General features: G+C 69.1%; 23 protein-coding genes. 7 read left to right on the forward strand and 16 right to left on the reverse strand.

The features are described from left to right. Window positions 1-7: 7 nt before the first annotated feature. The 14 genes from ABZX85_RS35925 to ABZX85_RS35990 all read right to left on the reverse strand — a co-directional run bounded on the left by ABZX85_RS35925 (window position 8) and on the right by ABZX85_RS35990 (window position 9499). The gene (locus tag ABZX85_RS35925) at window positions 8-364 is read right to left on the reverse strand and encodes a helix-turn-helix domain-containing protein (RefSeq protein ID WP_355878380.1); all 357 of its coding nucleotides are present in this window, start codon (window positions 362-364) and stop codon (window positions 8-10) included. Then, complete coding sequence (locus ABZX85_RS35930; RefSeq protein ID WP_355878382.1) at window positions 361-1356, reverse strand: AAA family ATPase; 996 nt, start codon at window positions 1354-1356, stop codon at window positions 361-363. Before ABZX85_RS35930 ends, ABZX85_RS35925 begins: the two co-directional genes overlap by 4 nt. Then, window positions 1353-1952 carry a hypothetical protein gene (locus ABZX85_RS35935; RefSeq protein ID WP_355878385.1) on the reverse strand — a complete coding sequence of 200 codons (600 nt, stop codon included), beginning with the start codon at window positions 1950-1952 and terminating at the stop codon, window positions 1353-1355. Before ABZX85_RS35935 ends, ABZX85_RS35930 begins: the two co-directional genes overlap by 4 nt. Further along, a complete protein-coding gene (locus tag ABZX85_RS35940; protein ID WP_355878388.1) occupies window positions 1949-2848 on the reverse strand; it encodes a bifunctional DNA primase/polymerase in 900 nt (299 codons plus the stop codon). Before ABZX85_RS35940 ends, ABZX85_RS35935 begins: the two co-directional genes overlap by 4 nt. Window positions 2849-2935: 87 nt before the next feature. Beyond that, window positions 2936-3301: a hypothetical protein gene (locus tag ABZX85_RS35945; RefSeq protein ID WP_355878391.1), complete on the reverse strand. Its 366-nt coding sequence runs from the start codon at window positions 3299-3301 to the stop codon at window positions 2936-2938. Beyond that, window positions 3298-3960 (reverse strand): hypothetical protein, encoded by a 663-nt coding sequence (locus ABZX85_RS35950; protein ID WP_355878394.1) that lies wholly within the window; start codon window positions 3958-3960, stop codon window positions 3298-3300. The genes ABZX85_RS35945 and ABZX85_RS35950 overlap by 4 nt, the downstream gene beginning before the upstream one ends. A 92-nt stretch (window positions 3961-4052) precedes the next feature. Continuing rightward, window positions 4053-4283, reverse strand: a complete 231-nt coding sequence (locus ABZX85_RS35955; protein WP_355878397.1) for a hypothetical protein — start codon at window positions 4281-4283, stop codon at window positions 4053-4055. Window positions 4284-4304: 21 nt separating this feature from the next. After that, a complete protein-coding gene (locus ABZX85_RS35960; protein WP_355878400.1) occupies window positions 4305-4511 on the reverse strand; it encodes a hypothetical protein in 207 nt (68 codons plus the stop codon). A gap of 28 nt (window positions 4512-4539) precedes the next feature. Further along, a complete protein-coding gene (locus tag ABZX85_RS35965; RefSeq protein WP_355878403.1) occupies window positions 4540-4731 on the reverse strand; it encodes a hypothetical protein in 192 nt (63 codons plus the stop codon). 121 nt (window positions 4732-4852) lie between these two features. Then, window positions 4853-5104, reverse strand: a complete 252-nt coding sequence (locus ABZX85_RS35970; protein ID WP_355878405.1) for a hypothetical protein — start codon at window positions 5102-5104, stop codon at window positions 4853-4855. Between the two features lie 140 nt (window positions 5105-5244). Next, a complete protein-coding gene (locus ABZX85_RS35975; RefSeq protein WP_355878407.1) occupies window positions 5245-7461 on the reverse strand; it encodes a cell division protein FtsK in 2217 nt (738 codons plus the stop codon). Continuing rightward, the gene (locus ABZX85_RS35980) at window positions 7458-8729 is read right to left on the reverse strand and encodes a hypothetical protein (RefSeq protein ID WP_355878409.1); all 1272 of its coding nucleotides are present in this window, start codon (window positions 8727-8729) and stop codon (window positions 7458-7460) included. The genes ABZX85_RS35975 and ABZX85_RS35980 overlap by 4 nt, the downstream gene beginning before the upstream one ends. Further along, window positions 8729-9025 carry a hypothetical protein gene (locus ABZX85_RS35985; RefSeq protein ID WP_355878411.1) on the reverse strand — a complete coding sequence of 99 codons (297 nt, stop codon included), beginning with the start codon at window positions 9023-9025 and terminating at the stop codon, window positions 8729-8731. The genes ABZX85_RS35980 and ABZX85_RS35985 overlap by 1 nt, the downstream gene beginning before the upstream one ends. A gap of 102 nt (window positions 9026-9127) precedes the next feature. After that, window positions 9128-9499 (reverse strand): hypothetical protein, encoded by a 372-nt coding sequence (locus ABZX85_RS35990; protein WP_355878413.1) that lies wholly within the window; start codon window positions 9497-9499, stop codon window positions 9128-9130. 335 nt (window positions 9500-9834) lie between these two features. Here ABZX85_RS35990 and ABZX85_RS35995 point away from each other — a divergent pair, with 335 nt between their 5' ends. The 3 genes from ABZX85_RS35995 (at window position 9835) to ABZX85_RS36005 (ending at window position 12308) form a co-directional block, all read left to right on the forward strand. Then, complete coding sequence (locus tag ABZX85_RS35995; RefSeq protein ID WP_355878541.1) at window positions 9835-10623, forward strand: GntR family transcriptional regulator; 789 nt, start codon at window positions 9835-9837, stop codon at window positions 10621-10623. 8 nt (window positions 10624-10631) lie between these two features. Beyond that, on the forward strand, window positions 10632-11390 hold the full coding sequence (locus ABZX85_RS36000; RefSeq protein ID WP_355878416.1) for a glycosyltransferase family 2 protein: 759 nt from the start codon (window positions 10632-10634) through the stop codon (window positions 11388-11390). A 738-nt stretch (window positions 11391-12128) separates the two neighbouring features. Next, entirely contained in the window at window positions 12129-12308 is a 180-nt protein-coding gene (locus ABZX85_RS36005) for a hypothetical protein (RefSeq protein WP_355878419.1), read from the forward strand. Window positions 12309-12362: 54 nt separating this feature from the next. Here ABZX85_RS36005 and ABZX85_RS36010 read toward each other — a convergent pair whose 3' ends face one another. Then, complete coding sequence (locus ABZX85_RS36010; protein ID WP_355878422.1) at window positions 12363-12560, reverse strand: hypothetical protein; 198 nt, start codon at window positions 12558-12560, stop codon at window positions 12363-12365. Window positions 12561-12849: 289 nt separating this feature from the next. After that, complete coding sequence (locus tag ABZX85_RS36015) at window positions 12850-14142, reverse strand: XRE family transcriptional regulator (RefSeq protein ID WP_355878425.1); 1293 nt, start codon at window positions 14140-14142, stop codon at window positions 12850-12852. Between the two features lie 247 nt (window positions 14143-14389). Here ABZX85_RS36015 and ABZX85_RS36020 point away from each other — a divergent pair, with 247 nt between their 5' ends. The 4 genes from ABZX85_RS36020 to ABZX85_RS36035 are packed head-to-tail and all read left to right on the forward strand — an operon-like array spanning window position 14390 to window position 18239. Further along, the gene (locus tag ABZX85_RS36020; protein WP_355878428.1) at window positions 14390-15310 is read left to right on the forward strand and encodes an SDR family oxidoreductase; all 921 of its coding nucleotides are present in this window, start codon (window positions 14390-14392) and stop codon (window positions 15308-15310) included. After that, window positions 15307-16506: an SIS domain-containing protein gene (locus tag ABZX85_RS36025; protein WP_355878430.1), complete on the forward strand. Its 1200-nt coding sequence runs from the start codon at window positions 15307-15309 to the stop codon at window positions 16504-16506. Before ABZX85_RS36020 ends, ABZX85_RS36025 begins: the two co-directional genes overlap by 4 nt. 15 nt (window positions 16507-16521) lie before the next feature. After that, a complete protein-coding gene (locus tag ABZX85_RS36030; RefSeq protein WP_355878432.1) occupies window positions 16522-17199 on the forward strand; it encodes a hypothetical protein in 678 nt (225 codons plus the stop codon). Continuing rightward, window positions 17199-18239, forward strand: a complete 1041-nt coding sequence (locus tag ABZX85_RS36035; RefSeq protein ID WP_355878435.1) for a DUF2332 domain-containing protein — start codon at window positions 17199-17201, stop codon at window positions 18237-18239. Before ABZX85_RS36030 ends, ABZX85_RS36035 begins: the two co-directional genes overlap by 1 nt. Window positions 18240-18247: the final 8 nt, after the last annotated feature.

Raw genomic sequence — 18247 nt, forward strand, 5'->3', positions numbered from 1 at the left:
GTGCCCCCTATCCGGCGGTGGCCAACTGGGCTGCCTGACGCAACCGTTGAGGCAGCCGGGCGACAAGACCGGCGGGCGTCTGCTCGGGCGCGGCCCGGTGGGCGCGAGCCCTGGCCCGGGGACGGACCTCGGCCGCGCGCGGATGCCGTGTGGGGCGCTCCTCGAAGAGCTGCACGATCTCGGCGAAGTGCTCGGCGGTGAACCGGTAGGCGCCCGCCGGGCGGGTGCACGGGATGCGCCCTCGCCGGGCCTGTTCCTTCACCCACCACTCCGAGACGCCGAGTGCTTCGGCGATCTGTGCCGGGCGGAACAGGTGGGGCAACACCGTGACTGCGGTGACACCGTGACTGGTGTGACTCGTCATGCCTGTCCCCCGTTCCCCTCGGGGGCGAGGTAGCCCCCGTCCCTGCGGATGAGCTGGACGTCCTTCGCCATGCGGGAGCAGGTCTGCCGTACGAGGTCGGAGGAGAGGCCCGTTCCTTCGGCGATCTGCTTGGGCGCGGCGCCGGGGTGGTCGCGGACGTACCGCAGGATCGTGGCGCGGCTGTCACCGATGGTGTGCTCGGCGGCCGGACCTTCGAGGAGCTGCCAAGCTCCCTGCTCGGCGTAGAAGCGGAGTGCGTACTCAGCTTCGTCGACATCGCGGCCGGTGACGTGGAGGACGCCGTCCGCCTGGCCGCGCGAGCGCTTGAGGACGAGCGTGGCATCGGCGGCGCCCGCCAGGCCGTTGGTGCCGGAGACCTCCGCCAGGAAGTCGTCCGCACCGGCCTTGCGGACGTGGTGTACGAGGACGACGGCGATGCCGTAGTGGTCGGCGATGCGCTTGACGTGGCCGACGGCCGCATAGTCCGCGTCGTACGCCGAAGCACCCGGCGCCGACGTTCCGCGGATCTTCGCGAAGACGTCGATGACGACCATCCGGGCGTCCGGGTTGCGCTCGCACCACTGGGCGATGGCCTCACTGCCGCCCTGAGGAAGCGGCGGGCAGGAGGTTGCCAGCGTGAGAGACGCCGGGGCGCGTTCGGTGCCGAGGATCTTGCCCATACGGCTCTGGAGTCGGCGCGGGGTGTCTTCCAGGGCCAGGTACAGCACCGGGCCGCCCTCCACCGGGACACTGTCCATCGCCGTGCCCCCGGCGGCTACCGACAGGGCGAGGCCGAGGGAGAGCCAGGACTTGCCGACCTTTGGCGGACCGGCGAGGAGGTTGACGCCCTCCGAGATCAGGCCCGGTACAGCCCACTTGGGGTCGGGGAACACCATGTCCATCAGCTCGTCCGCAGTCCACGCCGTGCGGATGCGCTGCTGTGCGGGCTGGAGCGGCTGTGGGTGGGATTCGTCGTACGGGTTGTGGCTCATGCCGCGCCACCGCCGTCGTACTGCTCCACGATCCACTTCGCGGCGGCGGCAGGCGACGAGAGACCGCGCTGCGCACGCTCCCAGCGAAGCCGGCGCCCGACGCCGTATTCACCGGTCGGCGAGGGCCTGGCGGTGGCGCTGAACGTCCGTCCGCCGCGCGGGCCACGCTCTTCGTAGACCCCACCGAGGATGTTCTCGGCACTCAGGCGGGCCGCCTTCTCCCGGGAGACCAGCCACTCGTGGGGCTCGTCGTCGAACCACAGCTCGCCCGGCCAGAGGTACAAGCCGCCCGTCTTGCGCGGGGTTTCGCCGTAGCCGGTCGTCCTGGTGGTCGTGGAGTGCCTGGTCTCGCTCTCGCCGCTGATCAGGTGGGCGATGTGGCAGGAGAGACAGACCGCCCGCACGGTCACGCGGGTGTACAGGATGCCGTGCTCGCAGTCCTCCTCCGGGCAGAAGTGCCCGTGTACGGCCCCCTGCCAGGCAGGCCGGTACTTCTCTTCCTCGCGGACGTCGACCGTCCACGCCGGGCGGACGCAGTCCCGCTTGTGGCTCAGCTCGTTCCAGCCGAGGTACGTCTCCTGAACATCGCGGTTCATACGGCCCTCCGGGCGAACGAACCGAACATCCGGGGACGCTTCACACCGGCACGGAGACCGGACGCGACGGTGCGGCGGGAGTCGGACTCGCCGAGCCCCTTGGCGATGGCCTGAGCGATCAGTGGCTCGACCGCTTCGCGCTCGGTCAGCTCACCGCCCGCGACCAACTGACCAAGGGCCACGGACGCCTGATAGAGCGCGTTGTTGCGCTCCCCTTCCGGCGCGCGCCTGACGCGAGCCAACTCGCCGTTGACGGCGGCGACCAGGTAGGCGCTTCGCCGGTCGTGCCCCATCAGGGGAACGGCCACGGGACACTGCGGCGGCAGCTCGGCCGGTACGAGGAGCTTCGTCAGCCAGTCGGGCAGCGGAACCGGGGCTGTCTCCCGCACCACGGTGTACGCCGTGCCGTCGATGACGCTGCCCGCTCCGACGACGTACCCGCCGTTCGCGCGCGTGTCGATCTTCCAGCCCAACTTCCCTGCGGTGTTGCGCAGTTCCACACCGGCCGGAGAAGTGAAGTACAGGTGCGTGCCGCCGCTGGGCGTGCGGACGGTGTACGTGTCGTCGACCTGTCGGCCGTGCTGCTCGGCGAGCAGGGCCAGGGCGTCGGCGCCGTCCGTCATGCCAGCCGCCAGGTGCGCGGGCGGGGTGTCCTGGTCGTGCTTGGGCACGTCCAGGTCGACGACGACGAGCCGGGACGGGCCCGTGGCGATGCCGAAGTTGTAGTCGCCGGACGTCCAGCAGCGGGTGACGCGCTCGATGTCCCGAGTGGCACGCCGTTCCCACGACTCGATCGCCGGCCGCTTCTCGCGGGGGACGAGCGGGAAGACGTACGCACCGCGCTCGACTGCCGCAAGCGCGGCGCGGAGCAGCGGAACAGGGGTGTTGTGGTGCATTCTTAGGGCACCTCCTATTTCCTGGATGGGATGGGAGGACCGGAGCAGCGGGCTGCGTTGACCCGTCGACCGCTGCTCCGGGCACATTCAGGCGGTCTGTGAACTGACCCAGACCCTGTATGCCGATCGGACGTACTCGCGGTAGTCCTCGGCGAGGACGAGATCCTGTCCCCGGCGGCTCAAGTTGCGGTGCGCGACGTCGTGCTCGATCAGCCACTCCGCCGCGACCAACGCGGCGTCGTCGGCGTCGGCCGCCGCCTCGCCCCCGGACCGAGCCCGCTCGCGCAGCGCGATGCGGTCGAGGAGCGCGGCCTTGCGCAGCCGGAACTCCCGGTCGGCGCTGACGTCGGACGGACCATCGCCGGACGTCTCGGCGATCAGGCAGATCTCCTGCACGATGCTCGGCGCCCCGGCGTACGCGACGTCGGCCGGAACCTGGTGCGAGTACGTCACTCGCTCTCCCCGGCGGCGCGGCTCGCCCGGATACCGAGAAGCACGAAGTGGAGCGCGCGTTCGGCGGCCTCGGCGTAGGTGAACGCGGCGTCGGCCAGGCCGACGGCGTACTCCGACGCTTCCGTCACGGCGTGCCCCCGGTAGTCCGCGAGGTCCTCGAAGTACGAGAACTCGCGGGCCACCTGGCGGGCACGTTCGTGCTGGATCACGATGTCCCGCAGGGCCGCGAGGTCGGCGGACCCGTCCCAGAGAGCGAGGGTCTCGGCCAGGTCCGGCAGCCGCTCGGCGGTCAGGCCGTACCGGCTGTCGACGCGGGTGACCTCGACGTGGTGCGGGTGCTCGCCGTCGCGGATCGCCTTGATCACGGCCGCCGTGCCGTAGGCGTACGCCAGGGCCGTGTTCTCGTAGAGGTCCTTGAGGCGGAGTTCGGCAGCGCCGTACACCTCCTTGAGGGTGCGGTGCGCGTCCACGTGCGGCTGGAAGAAGTACTGGCCGGGGACGCGCGTCTGTCCGTCCTCGGTGGTGAGCCGCGCCGGATCGAAGTGCCAGGCGGTGGCCTGTGTCGCCTGGTGTGCCATGCGGTACTCGCGGGCGGCGGCTCCGAGAGCGGCCACGCTGTCGGAGAGGGTGTGGAACCACGCGAGGGTGGTCTCGGGCATGAAGTTCCTCCACAGGGTGTGGACGAGCGGCCGGGCTTTCCGACTCTCGGCACGGCACCCGCTCCGAGAAGCGGGTGCCGCACCGGGCGCCGTCAGTCCAGAGCCGTCTGCCCGGAGTCCCGTCCCGCCGAGAGGAGAAGCTCGCGGAGGTCACCGCCTATGAGCGCGGCCAGGCGGCGCTCGATCGCCTGCCAGGACTCGGGGTCGATGGCGAGCAGCGCGGCGACGGCCGCCGGGCCCTTGCCCTCGTCGATCGCGGTGAGGGCGTCTCGGAGTTCTCCGACGGCCATGAGGGAGAGGCGCGGTTGAGCAGGGGATTCCATGCGGAGTCCCTCCTTGTATAGCTAGTGGGTGGAGTCGGGGTGACGCGGGCAGGGGGCCTCGTCGGCGGCGTCGCAGACACAGAGCAGGTCGGCGTGGAAGTAGAGGAGGGTGCGCAGACCGTCCCTGCTCGGGTACTTGCGGGAGGTGCCGGTGACGAATGCGGCACTGAGGGCGGTGGTGACGCGGTCGATGTCGTCCGCGCCGCAGACGATGCGAATCTCGAACAAGGGCCCTGCTTTCTGGTTGAGTTGAAGGTCAGAGGTACTGACGGATCGAGAGGATGACGCTCGCCGTGATCTCGTTGATCGGCCCGGCGAGGCCCGTGGACGAGAGGAAGAAACCGAACATCACGGCGAAGAACGCCGGTCCGTAGCTGAGCGAGCCGTCGCGGAGGAGTCCGTAGACGACGAGTCCGAAGATCACGACGAGCGAGACGGTCACGGCCATGAAGGGGCCCCTTTCGAGGTGCTGGGCGAGTGGGTGGTGGGCGGCGTCCCGTGGCGGGGGCACGACGTGACGAGCAAGCCGAGGAGGACACCGAGGACGCAGAGTCGGATGACCGCGCGCATCAGTGGCTGCCTTCTCGGTGCAGCCGGTGAACTCGGTTGAAGAGCCGCCGCCCGACGCGGATGCGCCGGCCGTGCCCGTCGCAGCGGCGGCAGTGCTTCCCCCTCTTCAGTCGTCCCTTGCGGTCCTGCGTGAGCTGGAAGCCGAAGCCCCGGCACTTCCGGCAGGTACCGAACGGACTGGCCGCACATATGGATGCGTAACCCAAAGTGACGACGAGCAGGCAGAGGAAAGCAGTGAACGCGAGGGTCATCGGGGCCCCTTCCGCAGGGTTCCAGGGGTTTTCACTGATGAGGTGCTACGTGCTAGATCGCAGGTGAAGCACTGTTCGGGGTGCTAGCAGGGGTGCTACCGGTAGCAGGTCGCCCCGCTACCGGTAGCGGGCGGCGAGGACTACGCCGCGCCCCTGTTTCCGTCACGTTCGGCAATCGCCTTGGTGACATCGGCACGCAGGATTCCGCGCCGGGTGGTGCGCGCCCCGTCGTCGGTCGTCCCGGCGACGCCGGTTGTCCTGACGCCGTGCGGCTTGAGCGCGGAGGTGACGTTCTCGCCCTTCCAGCCGCCGTAGACCTCGGGACGGAGTTCGGTGAGCCGGGCAGCGATCCGCTCGTTCCACACGCGCTCTTCGGACACAGGAACAACGGACGCGACATCGGCCAGCAGGTCGTACGACGGTCCCGCCGGGGCCTCGCTCTCCTCGCCTGCCGCGATGCCGGTCAAGGTGTGCTCGGCCTTGCGCAGCGCCAACGCGCGCTGCGCGATGGCGTCGGTCGCCGGGTCGTCCAGGTAGGCCGTGCGCACCACGGTCGGCAGTGCCGACGCGCCGACGAGGTAGCCGTTGCCCGCGTCGCCCTCGGGCCGGAAGGAGGTCGCGCGGATGCCGTTCTTGTACGCCGAGGTGCCGAGGATCATGTCGTTCTCGATCTGGCCCGCGACGCGCAGACAGAAGCGGATGGAGACGTTGCCGCTGACGCCGGTCGGGAGGGATTCCTTGTCGGGCCGCTGCGTGGCCAGTACCAGGATCACGCCCAGTGCCCGCCCCAGCTTGATGACGAACTCGGCGTCTTCTCCGGCCTGTTTGCCGTACTCGGAGTGCGCGAACAGGTTCTGGCACTCGTCGAACACGGCGAGCAGCGGCCAGAGTTTCAGGGAGCGCTTGTTCGCGATCTCCCGGGTGATCCGCTTGTCCGGGCACAGATCGCGGGGCAGCTTCTTCATCGCGGCGGCCCGGCGCATGACCTCCTCGCGCAACAGCCTCAGCGAGTCGGCCGCGTACCGGATCGACTCGTCGTCGATGCCGGACACGAACCGGTGCGAGACGCACTTGAGGGCGTCCAGGTCGCCGGTCCCCTTGTTCTCGTGGAGCCAGAGTTCGACGGAGGGGTCGAGGGCGGCGCCACAGGCGATCACCCGGACCGACGCCGTCTTGCCCTGGCCGGGCAACGAGCCGATCAGCACGTTGTGTTGGATCAACGGGACGACTTGGCTCCGGCCTCGCGGGTCGATGCCGAAGGGGTTCCCCTTGAAGATGTCGTGCCGCCGGGCAGCGGCCAACTGCCACTTCACGAACCCGGTCTTGGAGAGGTCCCGGTCACCGACCCACAGGACGAGCCGGCCCTCATGGACCGTGGGATCGCCCTCGGGCCAGACACAGCCCAGCGGACGGCGCAGACCCGAGGCGAGCCGGGCCCGCCGGGCGGCCACATCTGCGACCGTCACGCCGAGCGGGAGGTCGATGTCCGCACGCCACCCCGGGCCATCCCGGGTGATGGGGGCGGCGAACGTGATGCCGTCGCTGCCCTTCGCGACGGCGCTTGTGATGGGGCCGACACCGATCGAGGCCATTGCCCTGACCACGATGTCGCTGGTCAGCTTCTGCACCTCTGCCTTGATCACCGCGCGGGTCACCAGCGGCGCGTCCGCCGGCGCTCCCTTCGCTCCGAACCCCAGCACCGCGAGGAGGAGCGCGAGGAGCCGTACCCCGGACGACGCGCCGAACGTGACGTACAGCGCGGCCCCCAGAGCGACCGGCGACGTCGCCGCGAGTACCAGCCCACGCCAGACCGCCCGGCGGTCACGCTGCCGGGAGAGCTTGAGGTATCGATCGGTGTCCTCGCGTCGCGCCTCTGCCCGGCGCAACGGCTCGCTCTCGGCGTCGCTGGCCCAACGGGCGATCTGGCCAATGGTGTTGGCGACTCCGAGAGGGGAGCGCCAGACCAGCTTGGGCACGTACAAGAAGGGGAGGCGGACCGCGTGGAAGGCGATGGTGTGCCAGGCGTGCCCGGCCAGCCAGCGCATCGCGTCCTTGAACTCCCCGGTGGACTTCGCCCAGGCGGGGATCACGTCCCGGCGCTGGGAACTCCTGATCCTGTCGATCAGTCCCGGACCCGCGTGGGCCGGGGACGGCTGGTCGACGACCGGTCCCTCGGAAGTGCCGTCCGCGTCGGCTTCCGTCTCCGTACCGCGCGCCGTCCGCGCCTTGCCGAGATCCACGGCCTCGTCCGTCGGCTCCGGCCTGCCACCTGAACCGCTGCTCATCTCGGCTTCCAGCCGCTCGAAGAGTTCCTTCTCCGAGTTGTCGCCGGAACCTTTCTGGCCCTCGGGTTTCACTCAGGCTTCCTTCCGGAACCGTCCACGTCGGCGTCGTCGTCCGCCTGGACGTCGTGGCCGTTGGCGCTGTTGAGCAAGGCGAGTTGGCCACGCATCGGTCGGGGCCCGCGTTCGGTGTCCAGCTTCACGAACACGTTGTGGACAAAGGAGGGGGCGCGGGTCGCGAGTGCTGCGGTGTCCCGCACGGTGAGGCCGGTGGCCCACCCCTCCTCGATGGCGGCGCGGGCGTCCTCGGTGCCCAACTTGGAGGACTGTTCGCCGTCTTCGGTGTTCACCTGGCCCTGATCTGGCTGTTCAGGTGAACACTCCTCCTTGTCCACCCCATGAACAGGGGCGACATCGGGGAAGAGGAGTTCGGGCAGCACCTGACTCCGGATGCTCGCGGTCGCGGTGCGCATCTGTTCGCGGGTCTGCTCCGCCAAGGCGGAAGCCGCAGCATCGGTTCTGAACTCCTCCCAAGGAGACCGGAGTTCGATGGTCGCGAGGCCGACCGCGTGGCGGCGCGCGGCGAGTTGGCCGAGGAGCTTCCCGCGCTGTTCGTGGTCCATGCCCACGGAAGCGCGGGCCACAGCGTCGGAGAGCCGACGCCCGAGCCGTTGCCCGGACCGGCCTCCCCGCTCGGCGGGCGTCATCATGGCGAGCCGCGCCGCGAGCTTCACCGCCCGGACCGTGGCCCGGTCTCGGGTGATCTGTGCGGCGTCCCGGTCCTGCTCGGCAAGGCCGATACGGGAGAGGAGACGTTCGCGCAGTGCCCTGCCGACGCGCGCGGCCAAGCCGTTGGACTCGGCTCCGGGCTTCTGGTGACGGAGGTCGATGCCCATGGCGAGGTGCCACAACAGCGCCGCCATGACGGGCCCGACGAAAGCCCGGACCGTCCCGCCGATCAGGCCCGACTCGGCGTACGCGGGAATGATCTGAACTCCGGTGATCACCCAGACGAGAACGCCGGGCGCACCGGGCGTCCCCTTCGGACCGTTCAGGTTCTGCCGGGCGAGGAGCGAGTTGGCGAACAGCGCCAGCTCGGCGGCGGCGAACATCGCGGCGCGTTCGAGCGTGCTGCCCATGTCCAGGTAGTCGGCGGCGAACCGCCAACTCGTGTCCGCCGTATAGCCCGTGCAGGCGATGGCGGCGACACCGGCAACCCAGATCGCGGGCGCGGCCTTGCCCCGGAGTCTCCGGACGCAGCGCCACACCAGGAACGCGACGACTGCCAGGGCCACGAGGTACGGGGCCGCCGTGCCCCACGTGGGAATGTGCAGGTCGCTCATCACGCCGCCTTCGGCATCCGGCCGGGGCGCGTCCCACGGGAGCGCTTCCGCAGCGACGTAACGGCCGCGACCTGCTTCGCGTAGGCCGTGTACATGCCGTCGGGGCTGTGCTCGATCAGGTCGGCGAGGATGTCCTCGGCCGCCGCCCTGCGGGCCTCGCTCTCCTCGTCGGACTCGCCGACGAAGCCGAGGAACAGGGCCGGAAGGAAGCCGTCCGGGAAGTCGTCGACTCCCCGGGCCAGCTCGGCGAATTCGTGCTCGTCCACGGCTTCTTGATTGCCGACGAACGCTCGCATGGTTCTTCTCCTGGGGTTCCTGGATGGGATGGGAGAGAGCCAGCGGGGTGGGCTGCTTTGACCCGTCGGCCACCACCGCCGGCCGAAGTAGTGCGGAGGTGGTCAGACGCGGAAGCGGCGCGGCCCGGTCAGGCGACGGGCCAAGCGGAACGCGATCTCGTGCATCTGGTAGCCGCCGAGCGCCGCCATGAACATCAGCAGCCAGCTTCCGCCCAGCAACTGGACGGAGTGAGCCGCGACGTACGCGGTGAGCAGCGCGATGACGAGGACGAGCACGGCCGCCAGGCGAAGCTTCGCCGTCAGCGGCTTGGAGTAGCGGCGCACGATCTCCAGGTCGGTCACGGCGACCGGCCGGTAGAACCCGCCAGGGACGTGCATGAGGACGAGGCGGGGCGCGTTGTAGTCGATACGGGCGACCGTTCCGATGACCAGGTCGGTGCGGTCGCGGACGACGTCGCCAATGGCGAGACGCATGAAGGTCTCCTTCGGAGGTGTGGGACAAGCAGGACGAGTGGCCATGACCTTCGAAGTGCGGCGCCAGGTAAGGCCGTTCGCACTCCGGAGATCAAAAACACTCGTTCGGACACTCTGTTGAGTTCTCAAGAAGCGGGCGTCGCCTTCGTACTCACCCCCTCGGGCTTTCCTCCGGACGCTGAGACCTCAAGAGGTTAAGAGGACTTCTCCTCAACTCCTCTTTAGGACTTGCTGTGACTATGACGTATCCCTCGTCGGGTCGTCAAGACCTCTTTAGGAGTCGTAGTCTGGAGTCAGTGATATGGCCCAGGCCGCGCAACGGATCGGTGAGCACCATGCCCAAGGCGTACGAAGTGATCGCGGACGACATCCGCAGATCCATCCGCGAGGGGACGCGCGAACCCGGTGACCGTCTGCCGTCGGAGACGGATCTGGCCAAGCACTACAAGCGCAGCGTCCCGACCGTTCAGAACGCGCTCCGCCTCCTGAACGAAGAGGGGCTGATCGACAAGCAGCACGGCCGCGGCAACTTCGTACGCCGACCCCGCACAGCGGCGGTCCGCGACAACACGCGGCATCAGTGGGAGAAGGACCGGGCACGCGAAGCCCTGGCCGAACGCGCCCAGACCGGCGCGACGGAACATGACACCGGCCTGGAAATCAACGACTTGGTGTTCTACGCGAAGTACCGCGAGATCAAGGCCCCCCAGGATCTGGCGGACGCCCTGGCGGTCCCCGAGGGCACAGAGCTCGTCGAACGCACCTACCGAACGCGGTACGCGGCGGAGACGGCCCCCTTCAACTTGGTGACGTCGTACCTCGTCCGCGACCTGGTAGCCGCCAACCCCGACCTCTTGGACGACTCCAAGGAGCCATGGCCGGGCGGCACCCAGAACCAGCTCTACACGGTGGGCATCGAGATCGACCGCATCGAGGAACGACTCACCGCCCGGCCACCGACGCCGGAAGAGGCGGAGGAGCTGGAACTCCCGCCCGGCACGTCGGTGATCCTCCTCCGCAAGACGTCGTACGACGTCCATGACCGCGTCGTCGACATCTCCGACATCACGCTCCCCGGCGACCGCACGGAACTCCTGTTCACCACTCCTCTGGAAAGGTGGTGAGCGCCGTCATGAGCCGGAGCATCATCATCGTCACCGCCATCCACGCACCGTCCGCACCGTTCCTCGCCGAGGCGTACAAGTCGCTGCGCGAGCAGGAACTGCCCGACGGCTGGGACTGGCATTGGGTGATCCAAGAAGACGGGCGGACGGACAAGGTCGCCCCCCACGTCCCCGACGACAGCCGGGTGACGTTCCGCCAAGGCCGGCCTGGCGGCCCCGGGGTCGCCCGCACCATCGCCCTGGCACACGCCGAGGGCGAGTACGTGAAAATCCTCGACGCCGACGACCAACTGACCCCGGGCGTCCTGGCCCGCGACCTGGACGCCCTCGAAGCGGACCCCACGATCGGCTGGGCGACGTCCCGTGTCTTGGACTTCCTCCCGGACGGCTCCACAGCCGGATTCCCCGGTGATCCGGACAACGGGCCGATCGAGCGGGGCGAGGTACTCGACTTCTGGAAGGCGAACGGCTTCCGCGCCCAGGTCCACCCGGCCACGCTCTTCATCCGCCGAGACCTCCTGCTCGCCCTCGGCGGCTGGATGGCACTGCCCGCGTCGGAGGACACGGGCCTTCTCCTCGCACTGAGCGCCGTCAGTCGCGGCTGGTTCAACGAGGAGGTGGGCCTCCTCTATCGGAAGTGGGAAGGACAGATGACAGGCCAGATGTCACACACCGAGCCCGTGGAACGCGAGGCACGCATGGCGGTGGTGGAGGCCAGGGCCAGGCAGTTGGCCTACTTCCAGTGGCGGTATCCGGTCACGGGGTGACTGGTGGTCATCGAATGGAACCCACGCGGGACGAAGAACTTGAGCCGGGAGCCCCGTACGGGTTTGTCAACGCTCTCGCTGGTCGCCAGCGGGCCGACCAGAGGCGTCGCCTACCAACTCACCCCGTCCATGCTGTGACGTAGACCACACGGCGCTTTATCACATGAATGTGAAGGGAGGTCCGAGACGCATTCAAGGAACGGACATCTCGGACATGTGCCAACAGGCCCTGACCTGCCCAGTCGCCCGCTTCATGTGACAGTCCACACACACGCCACACCCCCCAAAAAAGCGGGCTTGTACACGCATCCAGACTCCTAGTAAAGCGGCTTCAAAAATAGGACATCCAACGCAAGTCTGCTGGTGAACGCCCCTCACCCGTATGACCGTTATGACCGCTACGGCGTCAATAAGGAAGCCTTTACACGGAAGTTCGGGTCCCATTTGAGCAACTGTGGCGCAGGCCACTTCTGTTGTTTTGGCGACCCCACAGCGGTACCCCTTGGATCAGCACCCGTCGCGGGTGCACCCATAGGCCATCGGCCGCAGTCGACCCCTCGGGAATGACTGCGGCCCCCTGTTCGAGCAGGGGGCCGCCGGGTAGTGCGTCGAGCCTCGAAAGGGCCGATACCCATGTTCCAACGTAGTCGCTGGACCCGTACGCGCACAGTGACCCCGCTCACTGGAGGACTGTCCAAGTACGGAATGCGGCGGATTCTGATCGCTTCCATTACGGCTGTGATCGGTGCTCTCCTCGCCGCCGGCGTCCTCACCCACATGATCGAGCCCGAGCAGGGAACGGCCATCGGTAGCATCGCAGCCGCGACGATCGCCGTCATCGCCTACGTCCTGCATCGCCCCTCTCCCGAGGCGGTCGTCATGGGCGAGGAGGACGACGCCTCCTCGGCGCTGAAGTAGCGCCAAGACAGCCAGGGGCTCCGGAACACCTCGTGTTTCGGAGCCTCCGGACTTCTAGTCGGCCTTGACCAGGTCGTAAGGCTGACCGGTCGTGGTGTTGCGGGCGGCGCTGCTGGGGTCGGCTTCGGCGACCTTCACGAGGAGGTCGGCGTCGATGGCGCGCAGCACCAAGCCGTCGGCGACGAGTTCGAGATCGTCGACGTCTCGTTCGTCCCGACCGCCCTCGACGACGAGGAGAGCTGACACCGACACACGACCGCGCATAAGTCCGGTGCATCGAGGGGGCAACGCCTAAGACCTTGTGATCCAGATCTCAGATCAGGCAGAGGTTCGGAGCGCGATCACACGGCGAAAAGATCCCCACCGGCCGCAACATGACCGTGCAGCACCCCGGAGGCGCGACCATCGAGTACGTGCAGTTCCACGCAGCCGCACGATCAGCACTCTCATGAGTCACCCAACTGCCCTGAAACAGACACGTCTACTGGTGCCGTCGCGAGAGATGAACAAAGCTGGGCTACTCGGCCATCGGCTCCAGCCATCACACGTCGGCGACAGCCGACGACAGGGATTCGAAGCGATGGGCCAAGCGCTGGGAGCTGACGATGCCGATCAGCCTTCCGGCTTGGCCGAGTAGCTCCCGCGCCTCGTCGTCCTCGCCGCACTGGCGGGTGGTGTCGGCCAGGTCGAGTACGGCGTGAAGGTGGTCGCGCGGGTAGGCGGGCGTAGTCGCTTCGACGCGGCTACGCAGGTAGGGAACAGCCTGTGAGGGCTGGTCGCAGGCGAGCCAGGCCCGCCCGGTGGCGGCATCCACGGAGTCCTTCGTGAGCCAGGCCGCCCACCACGGTGTGCGCTCGTCCGGAGAGTCGAGGTGGAGTAGCGCCTCGTCACGGAATCGGAGAACCGTATCGGAGTCGTGCCGTCGTCCCGCTGCGTAGACGCGCCGCTCCGCGATCACCGCCGCTGCGGCGGACGGAAGCTCCGGTGTCCGCGCGGCGATGTCCAGGAGTGCGGCGGCGTCGTTGTGATGACCCAGCCATGCGGCTTGGTACGCGGTGGAGGCGACCAGGTTGGCAGTCGCGTGACGGGTGGTCAGTGAGGTGTCGGCCTCGCGGGCCAGCCGCATCCCTGTGTGGTAGACGCGCTGGGCCTGCGGATGCCGGCGGGCGTCGAACAGCATCCAGCCGACCTGTTCGCTCAGCTCGATGTAGGCCGTCCGAAGCCGGTCGGCGAGCGCTCCTTGGCCGTGTGCCTGCGCCACGACCCGGGAGGTGCTCTGCCAGATACCGACACCCCAGGTGAGATCGCTGCTGGCGCTGCCGGTGGAGTCGTCCATCTCCCGGAGGTCGCGGACGGCACGTTCGATCGACCCTACGAGCTGCTCGTTGAGTCGGGTGGACGACGGCCCGGCGGCGGCTTCCGCCACCGGGCCCAGCAGCAGTGCGAGGGCGGGTGCGGTGGCGGCTGCTCCGGTGAGCATGAACAGGTTGCGGCGGTCCATGATGTCTCCTTGGCTGATCTCGTGGAGCAGTGCCTCCAGGGGGGCATCGCCGGGAGCGTCGATGTGACGGTGCCGGGTCCGGGGGCGGGGCAGGTCCCAACCGACGTCGGACGCGGTGATGCACCGTCCGGCCCTGTCGGTGAGCACGGCCAGGGCGTCCGCCTGGTTGTCGGGCTGCGGGAGAGCGGGGACCTCGCGAAGCCAGGGGTAGGCCGCTTTCGGGCTGAGCGGCGAACAGCCGCGACGGGCCCGGCGCTGGTTAATGCGGGCCACGAGTTGCTCCGGGCGCATCCCCAACTGCTGCAACAGGGCGCCGAGAACGTTCGCCGGCATGCCGTCTAACGCTGCTGCTGGCTCCATGGGCACTCCAAGTCCGGCAGGGTTCTGGCCGGACGGTACCACCGGCTGATGCACCGCCAGAAGACGGGACGAATGGGGCTTGGTGTACGTACACCAAGCCCCAAAACCGGTGTCCGTAAACCGACTTGGTGTGTGCACCGGGTACACCACGGCGACCTCTCGCGATGACCTGTCCGCCTCCGCTTGGCTGTCTCGCCTCGCAGGACCATGGAGGTGACGAATGCGAGCAGTGGTCTTCGGCGCGTCCGGGCTTCTGGGCCGCAGCGTGATGCGGGCCTTCGACGACATGACCGTGACGGGCACCGGGTACAGCCGGACCGGCGGAGGGCTGGTCGCGGTCGACGCGACGTCGTCCAACGGCATCGCGCGCTTGTTGGGCCAGTGCCGGCCGGACGTGGTCGTGAACTGTGTGGGTGAGCGTCGTCCCGCAGTCTGGGCCGGTTCACCGGACCGGGCCCGCGCGGGGAACGTGGACGCGGCCCGGCTGATCGCCGAGGGCACCCGTCGGTGCGGGGCCCGGCTGGTGCAGATCTCCAGTGACTACGTCTTCGACGGGACGACGCCGCCCTACCGGCCCGGCAGCCTCCCGAACCCACTGAACGCCTACGGTCGGTGGAAGCTCCTCGCCGAGCATGCCGTGCGGGCCGCCTGCCCGGACGCGTCGGTCCTGCGGCTGCCCGTGCTCTACGGACCCGTGCGGTTCGCGGCCGAGACGAACCTGACCGAGATCGCCCGCCAGGTCGCTGCCGGTGCCCCGGTCGAACTGGACGACGTATGCATCCGCTACCCCACCCACGTGGACGACGCCGCCGAGGTGTGCCGGCGGATCGCCGGGGCCCTCCTACGAGGGCATTACCCGGGCGCGGTTGCCCACTGGAGTGCGGAGCAGGGCCTCACCAAGTACGGGATGGCCGTCCTGATCGCGCGCCGGTTCGGCCTTTCCGCCGGTCACGTCAGCGCCGGGAACGCGGACGCGGCGTCCGGGGACCGGCCCCTCGACTGCCGCCTCGACTGCCGGGACCTGCCCGAGGCCCTGCGCCCGGCCCGCCGCCGATCGTTCGACATCGAGTTCCCGCTCGTGGTGGAGCCCTGGCTGGCCCCTGTCGGACGCATCAAGAACCAGAGAAGGAAACCATCGTGACCACGCTTTTGCACGAGGACTTCGCCCGCGCGTACGTGACCGAGGTGAGCGAGGCCGTCCACCGCATGCTCACCCGTGGCACAGCCGCCGTCGACCTGGTGACCAGTGCCACCATCGGCGGCGGCGAGGTCCGCGCCTTCGGCAACGGCGGCTCGTCGGCGATCGTCCGCTCGCTCCTGCTCCAGTTGTGCGCCCAGGCCGAACTGCCGGTGCACGACACGATGATGAGCCCGGCGGCCCTGACCTACAGCACGCAGCGGGACGACTATCGCGGTGTCTTCGCCCGGTCGCTCACTGGGGGCATCGACCGCGTGGGCCTGGTGGTCGTCGCGAGTGTCAGCGGCCGTTCGGTGAACATCCGCGAGACCATCCGGCTCTGCGCGGACCACCACGTGCCGGTGCTGGCCCTGGTCGGCGGCGACGGGGCCCAGTTGGAAACGGCCCACGGCATGGTCTGGCCGACCGGGACCACCGACCAGCAGATCAGCGAGGACGCCATGCTGACCGCGCTGACCCTGACCGCTGCCGCGCTCGGCCCCGGCACGGACCCGCTGTCGGTCCACACGGAGCGGCACCTGCACGCCCTGACCACGGTGGACCACGGGCGGCTCGGCGTCTTCTTACGGAAGGCGACCGAGGCCATCTCGAACGCGATCCGCACCCGCCGCCGCATCTACGTGCTGTGCCCCGAAGGCGGCCCCCTTGCACTGGTCGCCGAGCACTTCGCGCACAACCTGAACTGGGACGCCCCGCTCGGCATCGAAGGTGTGCGGCCCCCGCTCGTCGTCCGTGACCCATCGCTGGCCGACCTCACCGCGATCTACAACGACCACCCCGACCCCGCATACGGCGTCCGTCACCAACTGAGCGGCGCCGGCCCCGAGGACGTGGTCTTCCTCCTGGCCTACGACTCGGCTGCCAGGACGACCCGCGAGGCGATCGGCACCGCGACCGAGGCAGGCACCCGACTGTTCCTCCTCCACCGGAACGGCCCCAGCACCCAGCACCACTTCCAGCTGCCGCAGACCGACGACTTCGCACTCGCGGCCCTGACGCAATCGGTCGCGCACCTGATCTGCCGGACGACCCACGCCGCGCTGGCAGCGAACCACGACGGCTCGACGGCCGCGCTGTCGTCCAGTGCCCTCATGGCGCAAGACCTAGCGCCGCTCCGCGAACTCTCCGACACCCTCTGAACGAAGGGCTTCAACGTGTCCGCACGCGAGATCCACACCAACATCCTCCGCTCTCCACGGAGCGAGATCACCGACCTGTCCCGCATCCCTGTCGCCGCCATCGTGGACGCCCTCGGCAAGACCGGAGCCCTATCCCACTGCCTGAACCTTCAGACCCCCGGCCTAGTGTTATGTGGCAGCGCGATCACCGCGCTGGGCCCGGACGTCACCGTCCGCCGCGCGGCGATCGACCTCGCCCAGCCCGGCGACGTCGTCGTGGTCGCGGCCGGCGGCAGCAAGGAACGCTCGTGCTTCGGCGGCGTGACCGCCGCGCACATGCAGACCCGGGGCATCGCTGGGGTCCTGGTCGACGGCATGGTCCGCGACCTCGCCGAACTGCGCCGCATCGCCTTCCCGACGGTCGCGCGCGGCGCCACCCCGCTGAACTTCGACTACCCCGCCGACCAGGAACACGGCGCGGTCAACGTCCCCGTCTACATCGACGGCGTCCGCATCGACCCCGGGGACGTCGTGGCCGCCGACGAGGACGGCACCGTGATCGTGCCCCGCAGCCAGGTCGCGACCGTCATCACCAAGGCCCACGCGTCCATGACCGCCGAGGAGGAGAAGTGGTGGGCCCGGAGGGGCCAGAGCCTCGACGCCGTACGGCAACTCACGGACTGCGGCTACGAGATCGTCCGCGAGGGACTCTGATGACCGACCACACCCAGCTCGCCGAGACCTTCCGCCGGTTCGCCGACCAGCAGGCCATGGGCCTGTCCCCGCTGTACGCCACGCTGTCCCGCGCGGTCGCCCGCACCCCCGAACTGCTTAACCTCGCGGCCCGCACCCAGCCGGGACAACCCGCCCCCAACATGCTGCTCGGGGCCGTCCACCACGTCCTCCGCAGTGGCGTCCAGGACCCCCTCGCCCCCTATTTCACCAGCCGCGAGGACCTGGACGAGGCCCGTGCCAGCGCCCTGCTGGCGGACTTCTGCCGCCGCCACACCGGGCGAATCCAGCGGATCATTTCCACTCGGTCCGTCCAGACCAACGAAGTAGGCCGATGCGCCGTCCTCCTCCCGGCCTTCGCCGCCCTCCAGCAGCAGCTCGATGACGGCCGACCGATCAGAATCGTGGACGTGGGCGCCAGCGCCGGGCTGACCCTGCTCTGGGACCGCTACACCTACGACTACGACGGACACCGGCTCACCCTGCCCGACAGCGACCCCGGCACGGTCCTGCACTGCGAGATCAAGGGCGCGATGCCGCCCCTGACACTGGACCGGGCGTGGTTCGCGCGGCCGATCGGGATCGAACCGCATCCGGTGGACGTCACCGACCCCGAGGCCACCGAGTGGCTGGTCAGCCTCACCTGGCCCGAACAGACCAAGCGCATGACGACCCTGAACTCCGCCCTGGCGCTGGCCGCCCGCACCCCGCCGACGATCCTGGCGGGCACGGCCCAGGATCACCTCGCCGATGTCGTCGCCGAGACGCCCGACGAGCATCACTTGGTGCTCGTCTTCTCATGGTCGATCTACCAGATCTTCGGCTCACCGGGAGGCAGGGAACGCCTGGTCAGCACCCTCGCCGAGCTGAGCCGGTACCGCCCGCTGCACGAGATCTCCATCGGCCACTTCGGCCACGACATCCCTCGCATGATCATGGCCCGCCACGACGGCGGCGCGAGCCATGCCGACATCGTGGCCCGCTGCGACATCTACGGCGCTTGGCTCGACTGGCTGGCCTGACAGGGAGA

Source organism: Streptomyces sp. NPDC004539, assembly GCF_040610055.1.
In the GTDB taxonomy this organism is placed as follows: Bacteria; Actinomycetota; Actinomycetes; order Streptomycetales; family Streptomycetaceae; genus Streptomyces.

Coding starts and splice junctions, on each gene's coding strand:
- ABZX85_RS35990 (WP_355878413.1), bottom strand. CDS start 9,499: ATGCGTCTCGCCATTGGCGACGTCGTCCGCGACCGCACCGACCTGGTC.
- ABZX85_RS36035 (WP_355878435.1), top strand. CDS start 17,199: ATGACCGACCACACCCAGCTCGCCGAGACCTTCCGCCGGTTCGCCGAC.
- ABZX85_RS35930 (WP_355878382.1), bottom strand. CDS start 1,356: ATGAGCCACAACCCGTACGACGAATCCCACCCACAGCCGCTCCAGCCC.
- ABZX85_RS35980 (WP_355878409.1), bottom strand. CDS start 8,729: ATGAGCGACCTGCACATTCCCACGTGGGGCACGGCGGCCCCGTACCTC.
- ABZX85_RS36000 (WP_355878416.1), top strand. CDS start 10,632: ATGAGCCGGAGCATCATCATCGTCACCGCCATCCACGCACCGTCCGCA.
- ABZX85_RS35995 (WP_355878541.1), top strand. CDS start 9,835: ATGCCCAAGGCGTACGAAGTGATCGCGGACGACATCCGCAGATCCATC.
- ABZX85_RS35925 (WP_355878380.1), bottom strand. CDS start 364: ATGACGAGTCACACCAGTCACGGTGTCACCGCAGTCACGGTGTTGCCC.
- ABZX85_RS35950 (WP_355878394.1), bottom strand. CDS start 3,960: ATGCCCGAGACCACCCTCGCGTGGTTCCACACCCTCTCCGACAGCGTG.
- ABZX85_RS35970 (WP_355878405.1), bottom strand. CDS start 5,104: ATGACCCTCGCGTTCACTGCTTTCCTCTGCCTGCTCGTCGTCACTTTG.
- ABZX85_RS35935 (WP_355878385.1), bottom strand. CDS start 1,952: ATGAACCGCGATGTTCAGGAGACGTACCTCGGCTGGAACGAGCTGAGC.
- ABZX85_RS36015 (WP_355878425.1), bottom strand. CDS start 14,142: ATGCCGGCGAACGTTCTCGGCGCCCTGTTGCAGCAGTTGGGGATGCGC.
- ABZX85_RS35985 (WP_355878411.1), bottom strand. CDS start 9,025: ATGCGAGCGTTCGTCGGCAATCAAGAAGCCGTGGACGAGCACGAATTC.
- ABZX85_RS35965 (WP_355878403.1), bottom strand. CDS start 4,731: ATGGCCGTGACCGTCTCGCTCGTCGTGATCTTCGGACTCGTCGTCTAC.
- ABZX85_RS35955 (WP_355878397.1), bottom strand. CDS start 4,283: ATGGAATCCCCTGCTCAACCGCGCCTCTCCCTCATGGCCGTCGGAGAA.
- ABZX85_RS35940 (WP_355878388.1), bottom strand. CDS start 2,848: ATGCACCACAACACCCCTGTTCCGCTGCTCCGCGCCGCGCTTGCGGCA.
- ABZX85_RS36020 (WP_355878428.1), top strand. CDS start 14,390: ATGCGAGCAGTGGTCTTCGGCGCGTCCGGGCTTCTGGGCCGCAGCGTG.